The sequence below is a fragment of the Roseateles depolymerans genome (genome assembly GCF_003387155.1).
GTDB lineage: Bacteria > Pseudomonadota > Gammaproteobacteria > Burkholderiales > Burkholderiaceae_C > Roseateles > Roseateles depolymerans.
In genome coordinates this window covers 448,581-465,503 of sequence record NZ_QUMT01000002.1, presented here as the reverse complement: position 1 = coordinate 465,503, position 16,923 = coordinate 448,581, and the positions used below count along the sequence as shown (strand labels likewise).

Genomic DNA, 16,923 nt, shown 5'->3' with positions numbered 1-16,923 from the left:
CATCAGCGCGGCATCCAGACCCGCACCAGGGAGAGCAGCTTTTCCACGTCCAGCGGCTTGGCGATGTAGTCATTCGCCCCCGCGGCCATGCACTTCTCCTGGTCGTCCTTCATCGCCTTGGCCGTGAGCGCGATGATCGGCAGGCGGCGCCAGTCCGGCCGCTCGCGGATGGCCCGCATGGCGGTGAAGCCGTCCATCTCCGGCATCATGATGTCCATCAGCACCAGGTCGATCGGTGGCTTGTTGCCGCCCTCGCCCGGTCCGGGGCCGGACGACTGGGCCAGCCGCTCCAGCGCCTCGCGGCCATTGCGGGCGATTTCCACCTTCACACCCTTGGGCTCCAGCACGGCCGACAGCGCAAAGATGTTGCGCACATCGTCTTCCACCACCAGGATGCGACGGCCTTCCAGCATGTTGTCGCGCGCCCTCACCTCCTTGAGCATGCGCTGACGCTCCGGCGGCAGCTGCGCTTCCACCTGGTGGAGGAACAGCGTCACCTCGTCCAGCAGCCGCTCGGGCGACCGGGCGCCCTTGATGATGATGGAGCGGGAATAGCGGCGCAGCTGCGTCTCCTGCACCGGCGAGAGGTTGTGGCCGGTGTAGACGATCACCGGCGGGAAGGCCACCTCGTCCTGCAGGGCCATCTGGTCCAGCAGGTCGAAGCCACTCATGTCCGGCAGATGCAGGTCCATCACCATGCAGTCGAAGGTGGTGCTGCGCAGGGCTTCCAGCGCCTCGGCCGCGGTGGCCACGCCCTGGATCTGCACATCATCGGCCGCCAGCAGGTGGCGGATGCTGTCGAGCTGGCGGGCGTCGTCTTCCACCACCAGCACGCGGCGCATGCGCTGCGAGAACTTGGCCTCCAGCCGCTGCAGCGCATGCTCGAGCTCGTCGCGCTTGACCGGCTTGAGCGCATAGCCGATGGCACCGCGCTCCAGGGCCTCATGGCTGTAATCTTCCACCGAGGCCACATGCACGGGGATGTGACGGGTCAGCGGGTCGCGCTTGAGGCGATCCAGCACGCCCAGGCCCGAATGGTCCGGCAGGTTCATGTCCAGCAGGATGGCGCTGGGCGCATACCGCTGCGCGACCGCAAGGCCGTTTTCCGCGGTGTGGGCCATCAGGCACAGGAAGCCCATTTCGCGGATCAGGTCCCGCAGGATGGCGGCAAAGCGCTCGTCATCCTCGATCACCAGGATGGAGCGGGCACCCGGCACCCAGCGCAGGCGGTCGTCGTCGAGCTGCGGCAGACGCGCTTCGTGGGTGGCGGGGGCGGGACGGCTCGGGATGTCGCCTTCGCCGCCACTTCCCCCTGCCAGGGTCCCCGTCGCCACCGCGCTGATGGCCGGCACCATGGCGGGCGGCGCCATCACTGGCGAGCGGGCGGGCGAAGGTGCCTGGGCCGGCGGCAGCGAACGCGGCGAGTCGCTCTGCGCCGGCGCCACATGCTTCTGCGGCAACACCAGGCTGAAGGTGCTGCCCAGGCCCGGGCTGCTTTCCAGATAGATGTCCCCGCCCAGCAGACGGGCCAGGTCCCGCGAGATCGACAAGCCCAGCCCCGTGCCGCCATATTTGCGGTGGGTGCTGCCATCGGCCTGGCGGAAAGCCTCGAAGATCTGGTCCTGATGTTCCGGCGCGATGCCGATGCCGGTGTCCTTCACCGCAAACACCAGGCGGCCGTCCGCGGTGCCGCCCACTTCCATCCGCACCGAGCCCTTCTCGGTGAACTTCAGGGCGTTGGACAGCAGGTTCTTCAGCACCTGGCTGATGCGGCCTTCGTCGGTTTCCAGCCAGTCGGGCGCGCCCGGCTGCAGGTTCAGGCCGAAGGCCAGATGGCGCTGTGCGGCGATGGGCGCGAAGGTCTGCGTCAACTGCTGCAGCAGGCGCGGCACCGGCACCCGCTCGATCTGAACCTCCACCTTGCCGGCCTCGATCTTGGACAGGTCCAGGATGTCGTTGATCAGCGCCAGCAGGTCGTTGCCGGCCGAGGTGATGGTCTCGGCAAAACGCACCTGTTCGGAGCTCAGGTTGCCGTCCTTGTTGTCGGCCAGCAGCTTGGCCAGGATCAGGGTGGAGTTCAGCGGGGTGCGCAGCTCGTGGCTCATGTTGGCCAGGAACTCGCTCTTGTACTGGTTGGACCGCTCCAGCGCATCCGCCCGCTCCGTCAGCAGCCCCTGGGCACTCTCCAGCTCGGAGCGCTGCAGCTCCAGCTGCTTGGCCTGCTCTTCCAGCTGGGCATTGCTCTGCTCCAGCTCGGTCTGTTGATGCTCCAGCCGCAGCTGCGATTCACGCAGGGCGCGGCCCTGCTCTTCCAGCTCTTCATTGCTGGCGCGCAGTTCTTCCTGCTGAGCCTGCAGTTCCTCGGACTGGCGACGGCTTTCTTCCAGCAGTTGTTCCAGACGGCTGCGGTCCTTGGCCGAGCGAAGGGCCATGGCGATGAACTCCCCGGCGCGGGTCAAGAGCTCACGCTCGTGTTCTCCCACTTCGCGCAAGTAGCCCAGTTCGACCACGCACTGAATGCCGCCATCGATGCCGGAAGGTCCAATCAGCACCTCACGCGAGTTGGACTTCCCCAGGCTGGAGGCCACATTGAAGTAGTCCTTCGGAAGATTCTTCAGGTGCACCGTGCGCCGGTCCTTGACGGCCTGGCCCAGCAAACTGTCGCCACTGCGCACCAGCGGCGGGGCGGCATCGCCGGTGGGCAAAGCGTAGCCAGCGACTCGCTCAAAGCTTCCGTCTTCCTGGGCGACATAAAAAGCGCCAACCTGCGCCTGGGTGTACCGGGCCAGCGCACTCACCACGATTTCACCCAGACGCTCGATGCGCGGATCTCCCTGCATTTGCGCGACCAGCTGGGATTTACCCGCCTTGATCCAGTCCTCGGCCTTGGTGGCTCGATAGTTGCGGATGGTCAGCACCAGGGCCACCAGCACCAGCACCAGCAGCAGCGCCGAGCCGCCCCAGAGCATCGCCTGGGTCTGCAGCACGGCAGCGTCCCAGGTGGACCGCCGGTTGGCGGCGCGTTCGCGCTCCTCGCGCTCCATCTCGCCCAGCAGCGTGCGGATGCGGTCCATCAGGATGCGGCCGCGGTCGCCCTGCACGGTGTTGAGCGCATCGATGCGGTCCCCACGACGGCGAAGGTCGATGGTCTCCTGCATTTCGGTGAGCTTGGTCTTGTAGAGCATCTCCACCGTATCCAGCCGGGCCAGCTGCGGCGGGTTGTCCGCCCAGCTCACCCGAAGACGCTGCACTGCCAGCGGCAGCACCACCTGGGCGGTGTTGAACGGCAGCAGATAAGTGTCCACGCCGGTCAGCAGATAACCCCGCTGGCCGGTCTCTGCATCCTTGATCGCCGAGCCCAGCGCCTGGATCTGTTCCTGCACGACCAGCGTACTGGCCATGGCATCGGCGGTGGCCGACTGCTCCTGCTGGGAGCGCCAGGACATGAAGGCCGTCATGAAGATCGTCAGGATGGCCAGGGCAAAGCCCAGCATCGTGGGTGCCGGCAGCCATCGGATCCGGTGGAGGGCCAGGTCCGGGGTCGAAGCCGAAGAGGAGGTGGTCATGGGAGTCAAGAAAGCCGTTCAGCCATGAGGGGGCGCATTCTGGCCGGTTTCGTCCGGCCGGTGCGCGATGGGGGAAGCCAGTGGAAGCGTCAGGGGCGATCGGCCTGGTGGCGGGGCAGCAGCAGCTCGAGCAGCGTACCCTGACGCTGCCGGGAGCCACCGATCAGGGAGCCGCCATGGGCGCGGGCCACCCGCTCCGGCTCTTCCAGGCCCGGCCCCACATGGGGCGAGGCCATGCCGGAGACCGGCTCATGGCCGCCGAACAGATGGATGGAAGCTTCGGCCGACAGCACCGTGTCAAAGCTCAGCCGCAGCATCAGCGACCGGTGGGCACTGCCGTCCACCTGGATGCGGATGGGGGCATCGCCGGCATGGGTGGCGGCCTGCATCAACAGCTGGTCGATGGCACGGGCCAGCGCCTCCGCGTCGAAGTCCCCGGCGGTGTCGCCGATGCGCTCGAAGCTCGGCGGCGCCCACAGCACGGCCTGGTTGCTCTCCAGGTCCAGCCGCTGGGCCGTCAGCGCGGCCAGGTCGCCCCGGCGCGGATGCACTTCCAGCAGCTCGCACGGGCGCTGGGCCAGGCTGCCCAGATGGTCCACCTGGCGACCCAGCAGCGTGGCAGCCGCCTTCATGCGGGCGCCGGCCTTTTGCAGCACCGGCTGGTCCGCCTGGCGGATCAGCAGTTCGGCATTGAGCATCATCACGGACAGCGGGCCGCGGATGTCATGGGAGAGTGCGCTCAGCATCAGCGCATTGACCCGGGCCAGGCGCTCCTGGGCCTCGATCCGTTCGGCCAGCAACTGGCGCTGGCGATGCAGGTCGGCAAAAACCGCCACCTTGCTGCGCATGACATGGGCGTCCACCGGCTTGTAGATGAAGTCCACCGCCCCCGCCTCATAGCCCTTGAAGCTGCGCTGCGCTTCCCGGGCCCCGGCGGTCAGGAAGATGATGGGCACATGCCGGGTACGTTCCGTGCCCCGCATCAGTTCTGCCAAGGTGAAGCCATCCATGCCTGGCATCTGCACATCCAGCAAGGCCAGCATGACTTCGTGTTCCAGCAGCAGTTCCAGGGCGGCCGGCCCCGAATCCGCCGTCAGCACCTGCAGGTCCGGCTCCAGGCCATCTCCCAGCAAGGCTTTCATGGCCAGCAGATTCTGCGGCTTGTCGTCCACCACCAGCACATTCATTGGCCGCCGTGGCGACACGTCCGCCGCCCCGGCGTTGGTGCCGGGGGTCTGCTCTTGCGCCACTTCTGTCTCCCAGTCGATCAGCATCTTCATCATTCGTCAGTCTTGTGCGGTAGGCCACCGCCAAATCCAGATGGGCAAACGGCGTGCCACCCCCCTCAGGGACAACAAGGCCCCCACTGTAGGGTCGGCAGTCCTCCAAGGCAGGGTTAATATGCCGCCGCCTCCCCTTTGACACGCATTGTGTCGCCCTCTCCGTTCCCCCAGTCCACCCGAGGAATCCATGAATCCACACAGCGTTGCGGTTGAAGACCTGCTGGCCCATCACAAGGAACAGGTCCTGTCCGAATGGCAGGCGGAACTCCGCGCCACCGGGGGCGGCCGTGACCTGCACAGCGACAGCCGCGAAACCAGCGAACTGCTGGAGGCGCTGCTGGCCGGCCTGCGCGCCAGCGGCGGCCTGACGGACCTGGACGCCGCCGGCTGGTCCCGCCTGCGCGACCTGCTGGCCCGCCTGTCCGCCTCCCGCGCGGCCCAAGGGGCGACCGCCGCGGACACCAGCCGCTTCGTGCTGGCCCTCAAGAAGCCGCTGTTCGGCGGCCTGCAGCGCGCCTTCAGCAGCCAGCCGGACCTGCTCTTCGCCGCCACCTGGGAGGTCTCCACCCTGCTGGACGCCATGGCCCAGCACACGGTGTCCGCCTACCAGCGCACCCGCGAAGACATCATCGCCCGCCAGCAGCAGGACCTGCTGGAGCTGTCCACGCCGGTGGTCAAGCTCTGGGAGGGCGTGCTGGCCGTGCCCATGATCGGCACGCTGGACAGCGGTCGCACCCAGATCGTCATGGAAGCGCTGCTGGAGCGCATCGTTGAGACGGGCTCTGCGCTGGCCATCATCGACATCACCGGCGTGCCCACGGTGGATACGCTGGTCGCCCAGCATCTGATGAAGACCGTCACCGCCATCCGCCTGATGGGGGCGGACTGCATCATCAGCGGCATCCGTCCGCAGATCGCCCAGACCATCGTGCACCTGGGGATCGATCTGGAAGGCATCACCACCAAGGCGTCGCTGGCCGACGCCCTGTCGCTGGCCCTGCGCCGCACCGGGTACGTGATCACCCGCAACCGCGGCGCCGCGGAAGTCGTCTCCGGCCGGATGGACTGAGCCATGCAGCGCATCCCCATCCTGCAAATGGGCCGGACCCTGCTGGTGACCATCCAGGTCGACCTGCAGGACCAGACCGCCCTGGCGCTCCAGGACGACCTGGCCAACAAGATCCAGTCCTCCAGCGCCACCGGTGTGCTGATCGACATCTCCGCCATGGAAATCGTCGATTCCTTCATCGGCCGCATGCTGGCCAGCATTTCCGGCATTGCCAGGGTGCTGGGCGCCACCACCGTGGTGGTGGGCATGCAGCCGGCGGTGGCCATCACCCTGGTGGAGCTGGGACTGTCGCTGGACGGCGTGCGGACCGCCCTGAATGTGGAACGCGGCCTGCAGCTGCTCAAGGCAACGGACGAGGAGCAGTTCCATGACGGCCATGACCGCGATCACCACGATGTCGACTGAGTCCGAACAGGGCCAGATGCCCATCCGCAGCGAGGCGGACATCGTGCTGGCCCGCCAGCAGGTGCGCCGGCTCACGCAGCAGCTCAAGTTCAGCCTGGTCGACCAGACCAAGATGATCACCGCGGCCAGCGAGCTGTCCCGCAACACCCTCATCTACGGGGGCGGCGGCGACATGTTGTGGCAGTTGGTCCAAAACGGCCTGCGCCAGGGCCTGCGGCTGTCCTTCGTGGACCAGGGCCCCGGCATTGCCGACATCGACCTGGCGCTCAAGGACGGCTGGACCTCCGGCGGCGGCCTGGGCATGGGCCTGTCCGGCAGCAAGCGGCTGGTGAACGACTTCGAGCTCGAGACGGCGCCTGGCCAGGGCACACGGGTCACCATCACCCGCTGGAAATAGGCGATGCAGCCGCATCTGCGTTTTCCCATCGAGGACGTCAGCCAGGTGGGCGAAGCGCGCCGGGCGGCCCTGCATCTGGCGGGCGGCCTGGGCTTCGACCCCGAGGCCTGCGGACGGCTGGCCCTGATGGTCACCGAGCTGGGCACCAACCTGCACCGCCATGTCGGCCCCGGCCGGCAGGCCGCGCTGCTGATGGCGGCCGTGGACGGCCAGGTGGAGGTGCTGTCCCTGGACCAGGGCCCCGGCATGGACGTGCACCGCTGCCTGCAGGACGGCTACAGCACCGGCGGCACAGCCGGCACGGGCCTGGGCGCCATCCGGCGGCTGGCGGCGCGTTTTGACGCCTTCTCCGCCCCGGGCCGCGGCACGGTGATCGCCACCCGCGCCTCGGCCGACGCCCCGGAGCGCCGCCCTGTCGTGCCGCCCACTCCCGGCTTCGACATCGTCGGCCTGACCCTGGCCGCTCCCGGCGAGCAGGTCAGTGGCGATGCCTGGACCGTGCGGACGCTGGAGGACCACTGCCTGCTGCTGGTGGCCGACGGGCTGGGCCATGGGCCCGACGCTGCCGAGGCGGCGGACCTCATGGTGAGTTTGCTGCACCGGATGCCGGATGGCACCGCGTCTCCCGCATCGATCCTGGAGCGGACCCATGACCCGATGCGCAGCACCCGCGGCGCCGCCGTCACCCTGGCCTGCCTGGACCTGACAACGCCGAGCCTGGTGGTGTCGGGGGCCGGCAACGTCAGCGGGCGCCTGATCTCGGGGGTGGTCGACCGCAGCCTCCTGGTCCAACATGGCACGCTGGGGGTGCAGGTGCGCCGATTGCAGGACATGCGCTACGAGTGGCCGGCCCATGCGGTGCTTGTCCTGCATTCAGATGGCATCCAGAGCCGCTGGAAGCTTGATGATGTACCGGGCCTGCTGCAAGCCGGACCGGCCTGCGTGGCCGCCTGGATTCTGCGGGACCACCTCCGCGGCCGCGACGATGCCACCGTGGTGGTCGCGGCGCCCCGCCGCCCTGTTGCCTGACCCGAACGATGACCGAAGCACTGCCTGATCAAGATCCCGATGCCCTGCGTGCGGCCCTGGCCGAGTTGGATCAGACCCGGCGACAGCTCCAGGAGCTCCAGATGGAGCTGGACGAAACCAACCGCGGCGTGCTGGCGCTGTATGCCGAACTGGACACCCAGGCGCAGCAACTGCGCCAGGCCACCGAGCTCAAGAGCCGCTTCCTGGCCTACATGAGCCATGAGTTCCGCACCCCCATTTCCTCCATCCGCAGCCTCACCCGGCTGCTGCTGGACCGGGTGGACGGGCCGCTGACGCCGGAGCAGGAAAAACAGATCCAGTTCATCCGCACCACGTCGGAGGAATTTACCGACATGGTGAACGACCTGCTCGACCTGGCGAAGGTGGAGGCCGGCCGGATCGACATCTCTCCGGCCTGGTTTGAACTGGTCGATCTGTTTGCCGCCCTGCGCGGCATGTTCAAGCCGGTGCTGGTCAATCCGGAGGTGCAGCTGATCTTCGAAGAGCCGGTGGGCACCGGACAGCTCTTCACCGACAACGGCAAGCTGTCGCAGATCCTGCGCAACTTCATCTCCAACGCCCTCAAGTTCACCCAGCACGGGGAAATCCGGGTGTCGGCGGTGCAGGAAGGCGAGAGCATGGTGTTCTCGGTCAGCGACACCGGCATCGGCATCGCGCCGGAATTCCACGACGCCATCTTCCAGGACTTCATCCAGCTGGATTCGCCCATTCAGAAGCGCCTGCGGGGCACGGGCCTGGGCCTGTCGCTCAGCAAGCGGCTGGCGGAACTGCTGGGGGGGCATGTGGGGCTGCAGAGCGAGGCGGGCAAGGGCTCGGTGTTCTCCGTGACGGTGCCGCTGCGGCTGGCCCCTGGCTTCGCCGGAGAAACGCGCGCATGAACGAGCCTCGGGCCATCGATCGCTCCCAGCACCGGCTGCTGGTGGTCAACGACGACCCGGTCGGCCGCTACACCACCGTGCGCCTGCTCAATGCCGCCGGCTTCCCGACCGAGGAAGCCGCCACCGGCGCCCAGGCCCTGGAGATTGCCGACCGGGGCATCTCGGCGGTGGTGCTCGACATCCACCTGCCGGACATCGACGGTTTCGAGCTGTGCCGCCGGCTGCGCGCCCGCAACATCACCTTCCGTCTGCCGGTGATCCACCTGACCGCCGCCTACCTGTCCGATGAGGACAAGGTGCGTGGCCTGGATGCCGGCGCGGACGCCTACCTGACCCATCCGGTCGAACCGGCGGTGCTGGTGTCCACCATCCAGGCGCTGGTGCGCACCCAGGCCGCCGAGGCGGCAATGCGGGCGAGCGAGGTGAAGTTCCGCACCGTGTATGCCCAGGCGCCCAGCGGCATCTGCCTGCTGCAGGCCAGCGACGGCGCCGTGCTGGACGCCAACCCCGCCATGCTGGCCTTGCTGGAGCGCAGCAGCGCCGAGGTGGTGGGCCAGCCGATGCTGGACTTCGTGGCCCCGGCGGACCGGCCAGTGGCCCTGCAGTTTTTCCAGCAGCTTGAGGACAGCGGCCACCGGGCCCAGTTCTCGCTGCTCACCCCGTCCGGGGATGCGGTGACGGTGGAGTGGACCACCTCCCCGCCGGTCGAGCCCGGCGTGGGCATGGTGATGGCCATGGATGTGTCGCACCAGCAGCAACTGGTGCAGCAGCGGCAGGCCATGCTGGACCGCGAACGCACCGCCCGCAGCGAGGCCGAACGGCTGAGCCGCCTCAAGGACGACCTGATCGCCGTGCTCTCCCACGAGCTGCGCACGCCGCTCAATGCCATCATGGGCTGGGCCCATGTGCTGCAGCGCCACAGCCCGCCGGAGCTGCTCAGCAAGGGCCTGACCGCCATCGAGCGCAACGTCAGCATCCAGGCGCGGATGATTTCCGACATCCTGGACATGTCGCGGCTGAATGTCGGCAAGCTGCCGCTGAGCCGGGAGGTGGAGGAAGCCGGCGCCATCGTGCGGGCGGCCGTCTCGGCCGTGCAGGCGGGGGTGCAGGCCGGCGGCCATACGCTGGAGCTGGATCTGCAGGACGAGCATCTGCTGCTCATGGCCGACAGCGGCCGGGTGCAGCAGGTGATCTGGAACCTGGTGGGCAATGCCGCGAAGTTCTCGCCCAAGGGCAGCACCATCACGCTCACGCTGCGGGCGCAGGACGGCGGCGCGCTGATCGAGGTGCGCGACCAGGGCCAGGGCATCGACCCCGAGTTCCTGCCCTACATCTTTGACCGTTTCACCCAGAGTGACGCCTCCAGCAACCGCCAGCACGGGGGCCTGGGACTGGGCCTGGCCATCGTGAAGAGCCTGGTGGAGGCGCATGGCGGCTGGGTGCAGGTGCACAGCGACGGGCCCGGCCTGGGCGCCCGCATCGCCTTCTGGCTGCCGGGCGCCGATGCCTCGCAGCCGGCGGAGGGTCCGGACACCGGTGCCGGCCTGCTGGGCCCCGCCGAGGGCCCGGAGACCACCAATGCCGCCGGGCTGGCGGGCCTGAAGGTGCTGCTGGTGGACGACGATGCCGATGCGGGTTCGATGCTGCGCCTGATCCTGGGTGAGCGCGACATCCGCGTGACGCTGGTGCAGTCCGCCGATGACGCGCTGGCCACCCTGGCGCGCACGCATTTCGACCTGCTCATCAGCGACGTGGGCATGCCCGGCAAGGACGGCTACGAGCTGATCCGCGAGCTGCGGCAGCGCGAAGCTGCGGGGCGACGCCTGCCGGCGATTGCGCTGACGGCCTTCTCCCGCGACCTGGACCGACAGCAGGCACTGCAGGCCGGGTTTGATGCCCATCTCAGCAAGCCGCTGCGTCCGCAGCAGCTGCTGCGGATGATGGAGCAGCTGACGCAGAGCGCCTGAGCGGAGATCGGCTCCGCTCCCGTCAGGAGCCAAGCGTCGTGGCCAGCTTCAGGCCCAGCCACCAGGTGCGCCCCGGCGCGGGTTCATAGAAGCGGCCATTGCCATCGTTCACGATGACGCTGCCCACATACCGGCGGTCCATCAGGTTCTCCACACGCGCCGTCCAGGTCCAGCGGCCCACGCTCGCCTGTCCGTCTTGGGTGAGCCGCAAGTGCATCAGCCCGTACCCCGGCGCGAACTCGCTGTTGGTGTCGTTGACCGCCGTTTTCTTCACGCCACGCCACTCCAGCGCGGCTTCGCCGCCGCGCCACACGGGGGGCTTCCAGGCCAGTTCCACAAAGGCGCTGCCGCCGTTGGTGCCCGCAATGCGCATGCCGGAGGGCACCGCCACCGTCGGCGTGGGACAAGGCGTGCCGGTGCAGGTGACGAAGCTGTCGCGGTAGCGTGCGGTCAGGGTGCTGAGCGTTCCGGCCAGGCGCCAGGCAGCGGCCGGACGCCAGTCACCGGACAGCTCTGCCCCGCTGCGCCGCGTGCGGCCAACGTTCTGGTAGCTGGAGCGGCCGCCGCTGTTGGTCAGCACGGCAATCTCGTCGCGGGTGCCGATGTGAAAGAGCGTGGCATCCAGCGAGGCCCGCTCGCCCCGCCACTTCAGCCCCAGTTCCTGCTGCTGGCTCTTCTGCGCCTTCAGGGCGGTGTTGAAGCCACCCGTGCCGTCCGAGCGGTAGGCCAGCTCGTTCAAGGCGGGCGACTCGAAGCCCCGGCCAACCGCCGCATGCAGCAGCAGCGCGGGCGTCAGGCGCCAGCCCAGGCCCACGGCCGGATTGGCGTAGCGGAAGCGGCGCGCGCCGGAATCGTCGCCATTGCTGAGAAAACGGTCCTGCGCGGACATGCGCACCTCGCCGCCGCGCACGCCCACCATCGCGTCCAGCGTGGAGGTGAGCGCGCCGTCCCATTGGGCATAGGCCTCTCGGGTGGTGGCGCGGTTGTCCTCGTCGCGCCGCAAAGCGCCGGTCACGCCCAGTTGCTGGGCGGCGCCCGTGCCGATGAAATTCTGGAAGCCCTGCCGGTCGTCCCGCTGCCGTTCCAGGTTCACGCCGGTGGCCAGGGACCCGCCGGCCAGGCGCCACACCAGGCGGCCATCCACACCGTCATAGCGGCGGTCCACGTCGACCACGCCGCCCCCACTGCCCGCGGCCGACTGGGCACCGACGGTGATCGACTGCCACTGGGTCACGCTGCGCCAGCCGGTGTAGGCCATCAGGCTGCTGCTGGACAGCGGGCTGGCGGCGTCGAAGCGATGGGTCCAGCGTCCGCCCAGCTGGGTCTGGCTGGCTTCCTTGCGGGTGTTGAACTGGATCGCCTGCGGCGTGGTCTGGTCCGGGTCCTGCTGCCATTGCGCGCGGGTCAGGCCCAGCGGGTCCTGGGCGTTCTGGCGGAAGGTGTTGAGCAGCAGCACCAGCCGGTCCGATTCGCCGGACCAGGCCAGTCGGCCGGTGGCCAGCGTGCGATGGGCCTCGCTCTGCGGACGGAAGCCGTCGATATGCAGGCCGCTCAGGCTGGCCTGCCCGTCCCAGCCGCTGCCCAGCGGCGCGCCGATGCTGACGCGGCCCTGGCGCAGGCCGTCCGCGCCGGCATCCAGGGACAGGTCGGCACCGGCCTGGGTGACCGGTGCGGTGAAGGCGGCGATGACGCCGCCCGAGCTGTTGCCGTACAAGGCCGTGAACGGGCCGCGCACCACTTCCACGCGCTGCGCCGAGGCAATGTCGAAGTGGGAGACCTGGCCCTGGCCGTCCGGCATGGTGGCCGGAATGCCGTCGGTGTAGAGCCGCAGGCCGCGCACGCCAAAGGGCGCGCGGGCGCCGAAGCCGCGCGAGGAGAGCTGCAGGTCCTGGGCGTAATTCTGGCGGTTGTTGGCGGTGATGCCTGGCACGCGGACCAGGGCCTCGGACAGATTCACCATCGGGCCGGATTGGCGCAGAGTGTCGGCGTCCAGGACGGAAGCGGCGTACGGGGCGGCTTCCAGCGCGCGTTCGGAGACGCTGCCGGTGACGACCACGGCGGGGAGCACGGCGGCTGGCGGCGTCTGGGACTGCGCGACGGCTGCGCCACTGAGTCCCATCAGCGTGGCCACAGCGGTTGCCACGGCCGTCGCCATGGCCGCATTCGGGCACGCGCGCTGCAAAACATCCCTGCTTCGAATCATCCGTACATCCTCTCGAGGCCCGAAGAGCGCTTGTCCCCTGCGGCCTGTTTTGTGCGTTTCATGGGTTTCACGTCAGTATCCGCGCTCTGAAAGGTTCCCACGGCGACGCCGGAGACCCCACCCGATGTGGCGGATGGCACGCGACGGCAAGCCGCGAGCCCGGTCTCCGGGTGAACAGGTCGCCAACGGGGAACCGCCGGGGAGCGGATCTTCACCCAAGCCACAGCCTGTTATTGCCGCGGCGCTGCGCCGCCGATGTCGCCCATGATCGATTCGCCCCGCCGACTGTCCTCATCCCCAACCTCCTCGACGGCCTCGCCTGCGGCGGCCCTGGCGGGCGACCCCTGGCCGGATTGGGCGATTGGCTTGCATGAAGGGTGGCTGGCTTTCCGAGTGAGCCTGGAAGCCTGGCTGCAAGCGTTGCACTTGCCGCCGAATGGACAAGCGCGGTGGGATGACACGGGGAACGGCCCACCGCGCATCGTTGCACCGCCAGGCGATGCATCGAAGGGCGACACGTTGCAGGCGGGCTCGCCCCATCCGGAGCGTCCGCATGGCGGCAGGTCAGTGCTGGAACTCAGCCACGCGCTGTGCCTGCAGCTCAGCCACTGGCACTGCGAATGGGTGCAGGCCCTGCCGCTGTCAGGGCCGGACCTGGCGGTCGCTCAGGCGCTGGTGGAGCGCACCCAGGCGTGGCTGCACAACGAGGCGCTGATCGACACCCTGGACCAGATCACCATGACCGCCCGGCGCCCCGAGGCCGACTCGTCCCCGGAACGCGTCCCCGCTCCCTCGATGCCTGCGTCTCTGCGAGACCTGCTCATTCAATCGCTGGGCGAGCTCACCCTTCTCCTGTCGATGGCCCCCGGCTTGAGTCCGCTCGCTGGGGCCTCCAGCCTCAGCCCAACTGCACACACCGCATCAACTCCCCCATCGCATCCCGACGCAGCCATGGGTGGATGAGTCCATTGCGAATCGGCCCGTGATGCTTGATGGTCACCCGCAGCAAACGGGCGCAGTACTCCAGCGCAAACGCGTGATTGGCCTTGGTCTGCGCGATGAAGCTCTCGCAGCTGCCGTCCCCGCCCGCGGCGATCAGCAGTTCCTTGAGGCCCGGCGCCAGGCTCATCGAATTGCCGGAGCACTGGAAGATGCCCGCCTCTTCGGTGCAAGGCGTATTGGAGGACGGATTGGTCACATCCCGTCCCGCCTGCCAGTCCCAGGAACTCTCAAAGCCGCCCAGCACCCGCAGCACTTCCAGCATCGCGGCCCGCCGATGCAGATCGTTCTGCCACGGCCCGAGCACCCCCACCACGCTGGTGTAGATGTCCGCGGCGGTGTTGCGCTGGAAGATCTCCACCGGTGCGTCCCGGCCCCAGGCCACCAGCGCCTGCAGGAAGTCCACCGGCGGCCGACCCCGGTTGTGCACCCGCTGCAGGCAGGCGGTGAAGGTGCTGTCGCCGGTGGCGGCGGGAGCGTCCACAGGCTCGGAGAACTTGCGCACCTCGAAGTGCATCGGGTCCGCGAAGTCCGCGCCCCAGGTGAATCCATTGGCAATGAAATGCGGCGCCACCGGGGCGACCGAAGCGCCCAGGCTTCCATCATCCGAGTTCAGGTCGATGGCCACCCCGAAGGCATGGTTGGAGGGCAGCTTGCTCAAGCCGCCGGACGTAGGCCTGCGCAGGCGACGGTTCAACGTGCCGGCACAGGTGCGGATGTGATGCAGCACGCCGGCCGCCTCGATGTCCGCAAAGGCCTTCTTCAGCTGCGCATGGCCCCGGCGATGAAACGGCAGCGTGCCAGCGTCCGAGCCCGGAACGGCTGCCAGCTGCGGGATCTGGACGGGGACGATCTCGCTCTCGTCAAAACCGCCGATGAAGCTGATGCGGTCGCCGCGCACCCACTGCGTGGCATTGGCGGTGCGGAAGGTCACCTCGCCGAAGAGCGGGTGGACAAACGTACTGGTGGGCATGAGCGCTCCTTGGGGCATGGGCACAAAGGCGGCTTTTTTTCATGCACCGGCGCTGCGGGCCATCCCCAGCTTGCTGTACGGCGTCATCAGTCTTGAGGACGCGATGAGAGGCGGCGCCGCCTGCTCAGGCCCGTGAAGCACCGGACCCGCCGCGACCGGATTCCCAAGCGCACTGGGCACCCCGATTGCTGGACAGGGCCCGGTCGCCGCTCGCCTTAGGCGCAAGCCTCTCTGCAGGCCTGTGTCTCATCGCCTGCGGCATCTGTCCTCGTCCCCGTCCAGACCGGAGCCTTTCATGCACAAGAACAATGTCCTGCCCGCCTTGCGACCCGTCGTCATGGCGGCCGCCCTGCTGGCCTGCCTCGGTGTGTCCACCGTGCAGGCCCAGGAGGCCCCGCCGACCACGCCGCCGGGCTACGGCCCCAACCCCACCCTGCCCGAGCCCAACAAGGCCCTGCTGGTGCCCACCATCAACGTCGCCAAGGCGGTGGGATGGTCCGGGCAGGCGCAGCCGCAGGCAGCGGCCGGGCTGAAGGTGGTCCGCTTTGCCGACAAGCTGGTGCATCCGCGCTGGATCTATGTGCTGCCCAACGGCGACGTGCTGGTGGCCGAGACCAACGGCCCCGAGCGGCCGGATGACGGCAAGGGCCCCAAGGCCTGGGTGACCAAGCAGTTCCAGAAGAAGGCCGGCGCCACGGTCAAGAGCGCCAACCGCATCACCTTGCTGCGTGACACCAATGGCGACGGCGTGGCCGACCAGCGCTTCGTGTTCGCGGAAGGCCTGAACTCGCCCTTCGGCATGGCGCTGGTGGGCGACCAGTTCTACGTGGCCAACACCGATGCCATCGTGAAGTTCCCCTACAGCGAAGGCCAGACCCGGCTGGCAGGCCCGCCGATGAAGGTGACCGACCTGCCCGGCGGCCGCATCAACCACCACTGGACCAAGAGCCTGATCGCCAATGGCGACGGCACCAAGCTCTATGCGGGCATCGGCTCCAACAGCAACGTGGCCGAGAACGGCATGGAGGCGGAGCAGGAGCGTGCGGCCATCCTGGAGATCGACATCAAGACCGGCGCCAGCCGCGTCTTCGCCAGCGGCCTGCGCAATCCGGTGGGCATGGCCTGGGAGCCGACCAGCAAGGCCCTGTGGGTGGCGGTGAACGAGCGTGATGAACTCGGCGACGACCTGGTGCCGGACTACATCACCTCGGTGCAGGAAAACGGCTTCTACGGCTGGCCCTACAGCTACTACGGCAAGAACGTCGACACCCGCGTGACGCCGCCGCGCCCGGACCTGGTGGAAAAGGCCATCGTGCCGGACTATGCCGTCGGCGCCCACACCGCGTCCCTGGGCCTGGCCGCCAGCGATGGCAACAAGCTGTCGCAAGCGTACGCCCACGGCATGTTCATCGGCCAGCATGGCTCCTGGAACCGCAAGAATCCGGCCGGCTACAAGGTCGTGTTCGTGCCCTTCGTCGGCGCCAAGCCCAGCGGCATGCCGCTGGATGTGCTGACCGGCTTCCTCGATGCCAAGGGCCAGGCCCAGGGCCGGCCGGTGGGCGTGGCGCTGGACAAGCAGGGCGCGCTGCTGGTGGCCGATGACGTCGGCAATGTGATCTGGAAGGTGCAGGCGCGCTGAACCGGCTCAGGCGCAGTGAGCGCCTGGCCCCGAGCCTCAAGGCTTAGGACCCAGGCGCTGACAAGGCCACCATGCAAAAAGGGGCAGCTTCAACGGCTGCCCCTTTTGTTTTCCTTCGCCCGTTATAGGGTTAATGGCGCGTCGCGTTGCGCTTGGACGGCACCTTGGCCCCTTCCTTGCGGGCCTTGGACAGTCCGATGGCAATGGCCTGCTTGCGGCTGGTCACCGTCTTGCCGCTTTTGCCGCTCTTGAGTTCATGGTGCTTCTCCTCATGAAGCGCCTTCCCCACTTCTTCCTGGGCCTTCTTGCCGTACTTGGTGGTCATCATGATCTCCGATGAAGGATGAAGGAGCGATGCGCAGGAACATCGCCGCTTGGTCCTTGGAACCGGCAACCCGGATGCCACCCATGCCACCCATGCCACCCGTCCGACGCAGCCCGGCGCCACAGCGCATCGCGTCGCTCTACCGCTGACCGCGCTGCCGCACTGCCCA

Annotated in this window: 13 protein-coding genes; 8 read left to right on the top strand and 5 right to left on the bottom strand. The window is 68.3% G+C overall.

The window, feature by feature from the left end; genetic code table 11:
• Positions 1–2: 2 nt before the first annotated feature.
• Together DES44_RS10055 and DES44_RS10050 are read right to left on the bottom strand one after the other, a co-directional pair.
• Positions 3–3,566: a response regulator gene (locus DES44_RS10055; RefSeq protein ID WP_058934819.1), complete on the bottom strand. Its 3,564-nt coding sequence runs from the start codon at positions 3,564–3,566 to the stop codon at positions 3–5.
• An 89-nt stretch (positions 3,567–3,655) separates the two neighbouring features.
• The gene (locus DES44_RS10050; RefSeq protein ID WP_058934818.1) at positions 3,656–4,849 is read right to left on the bottom strand and encodes an ATP-binding response regulator; all 1,194 of its coding nucleotides are present in this window, start codon (positions 4,847–4,849) and stop codon (positions 3,656–3,658) included.
• Positions 4,850–5,036: 187 nt separating this feature from the next.
• Here DES44_RS10050 and DES44_RS10045 point away from each other — a divergent pair, with 187 nt between their 5' ends.
• Genes DES44_RS10045 through DES44_RS10020 form a run of 6 tightly spaced genes read left to right on the top strand, consistent with a single transcriptional unit; the run spans position 5,037 to position 10,615 of the window.
• On the top strand, positions 5,037–5,918 hold the full coding sequence (locus DES44_RS10045) for an STAS domain-containing protein (protein WP_058934817.1): 882 nt from the start codon (positions 5,037–5,039) through the stop codon (positions 5,916–5,918).
• Positions 5,919–5,921: 3 nt separating this feature from the next.
• Positions 5,922–6,323 (top strand): STAS domain-containing protein, encoded by a 402-nt coding sequence (locus DES44_RS10040; RefSeq protein WP_058934816.1) that lies wholly within the window; start codon positions 5,922–5,924, stop codon positions 6,321–6,323.
• Entirely contained in the window at positions 6,286–6,720 is a 435-nt protein-coding gene (locus DES44_RS10035; protein WP_232309987.1) for an anti-sigma regulatory factor, read from the top strand. Before DES44_RS10040 ends, DES44_RS10035 begins: the two co-directional genes overlap by 38 nt.
• A 3-nt stretch (positions 6,721–6,723) precedes the next feature.
• Positions 6,724–7,749 (top strand): SpoIIE family protein phosphatase, encoded by a 1,026-nt coding sequence (locus DES44_RS10030; protein ID WP_058934815.1) that lies wholly within the window; start codon positions 6,724–6,726, stop codon positions 7,747–7,749.
• An 8-nt stretch (positions 7,750–7,757) separates the two neighbouring features.
• Positions 7,758–8,648: an ATP-binding protein gene (locus tag DES44_RS10025; protein ID WP_058934814.1), complete on the top strand. Its 891-nt coding sequence runs from the start codon at positions 7,758–7,760 to the stop codon at positions 8,646–8,648.
• Positions 8,645–10,615: a hybrid sensor histidine kinase/response regulator gene (locus DES44_RS10020; protein ID WP_058934813.1), complete on the top strand. Its 1,971-nt coding sequence runs from the start codon at positions 8,645–8,647 to the stop codon at positions 10,613–10,615. Before DES44_RS10025 ends, DES44_RS10020 begins: the two co-directional genes overlap by 4 nt.
• Before the next feature lie 22 nt (positions 10,616–10,637).
• Here the strand turns inward: DES44_RS10020 and DES44_RS10015 are convergent, their stop codons facing one another.
• Positions 10,638–12,758: a TonB-dependent receptor family protein gene (locus tag DES44_RS10015; protein ID WP_233441646.1), complete on the bottom strand. Its 2,121-nt coding sequence runs from the start codon at positions 12,756–12,758 to the stop codon at positions 10,638–10,640.
• Between the two features lie 324 nt (positions 12,759–13,082).
• Here DES44_RS10015 and DES44_RS24625 point away from each other — a divergent pair, with 324 nt between their 5' ends.
• A complete protein-coding gene (locus DES44_RS24625) occupies positions 13,083–13,781 on the top strand; it encodes a hypothetical protein (protein ID WP_147307043.1) in 699 nt (232 codons plus the stop codon).
• Here the strand turns inward: DES44_RS24625 and DES44_RS10010 are convergent.
• Positions 13,717–14,790: a M15 family metallopeptidase gene (locus DES44_RS10010; protein ID WP_170156643.1), complete on the bottom strand. Its 1,074-nt coding sequence runs from the start codon at positions 14,788–14,790 to the stop codon at positions 13,717–13,719. The two genes, DES44_RS24625 and DES44_RS10010, sit on opposite strands and share 65 nt — an antisense overlap.
• 295 nt (positions 14,791–15,085) lie before the next feature.
• Between DES44_RS10010 and DES44_RS10005 the strand changes: the two genes are divergently transcribed.
• Positions 15,086–16,429: a PQQ-dependent sugar dehydrogenase gene (locus DES44_RS10005; protein ID WP_058934811.1), complete on the top strand. Its 1,344-nt coding sequence runs from the start codon at positions 15,086–15,088 to the stop codon at positions 16,427–16,429.
• Positions 16,430–16,559: 130 nt separating this feature from the next.
• Here the strand turns inward: DES44_RS10005 and DES44_RS10000 are convergent, their stop codons facing one another.
• Positions 16,560–16,757: a DUF6496 domain-containing protein gene (locus DES44_RS10000; protein WP_232309986.1), complete on the bottom strand. Its 198-nt coding sequence runs from the start codon at positions 16,755–16,757 to the stop codon at positions 16,560–16,562.
• Between the last annotated feature and the right edge of the window lie 166 nt (positions 16,758–16,923).

What these genes read in the sequence shown, in the direction of transcription:
- DES44_RS24625 (WP_147307043.1), top strand. Translation starts at nt 13,083, where the DNA reads ATGATCGATTCGCCCCGCCGACTGTCCTCATCCCCAACCTCCTCGACG.
- DES44_RS10000 (WP_232309986.1), bottom strand. Translation starts at nt 16,757, where the DNA reads ATGATGACCACCAAGTACGGCAAGAAGGCCCAGGAAGAAGTGGGGAAG.
- DES44_RS10045 (WP_058934817.1), top strand. Translation starts at nt 5,037, where the DNA reads ATGAATCCACACAGCGTTGCGGTTGAAGACCTGCTGGCCCATCACAAG.
- DES44_RS10025 (WP_058934814.1), top strand. Translation starts at nt 7,758, where the DNA reads ATGACCGAAGCACTGCCTGATCAAGATCCCGATGCCCTGCGTGCGGCC.
- DES44_RS10050 (WP_058934818.1), bottom strand. Translation starts at nt 4,849, where the DNA reads ATGATGAAGATGCTGATCGACTGGGAGACAGAAGTGGCGCAAGAGCAG.
- DES44_RS10005 (WP_058934811.1), top strand. Translation starts at nt 15,086, where the DNA reads ATGCACAAGAACAATGTCCTGCCCGCCTTGCGACCCGTCGTCATGGCG.
- DES44_RS10010 (WP_170156643.1), bottom strand. Translation starts at nt 14,790, where the DNA reads ATGCCCACCAGTACGTTTGTCCACCCGCTCTTCGGCGAGGTGACCTTC.
- DES44_RS10020 (WP_058934813.1), top strand. Translation starts at nt 8,645, where the DNA reads ATGAACGAGCCTCGGGCCATCGATCGCTCCCAGCACCGGCTGCTGGTG.
- DES44_RS10040 (WP_058934816.1), top strand. Translation starts at nt 5,922, where the DNA reads ATGCAGCGCATCCCCATCCTGCAAATGGGCCGGACCCTGCTGGTGACC.
- DES44_RS10055 (WP_058934819.1), bottom strand. Translation starts at nt 3,566, where the DNA reads ATGACCACCTCCTCTTCGGCTTCGACCCCGGACCTGGCCCTCCACCGG.
- DES44_RS10035 (WP_232309987.1), top strand. Translation starts at nt 6,286, where the DNA reads ATGACGGCCATGACCGCGATCACCACGATGTCGACTGAGTCCGAACAG.
- DES44_RS10030 (WP_058934815.1), top strand. Translation starts at nt 6,724, where the DNA reads ATGCAGCCGCATCTGCGTTTTCCCATCGAGGACGTCAGCCAGGTGGGC.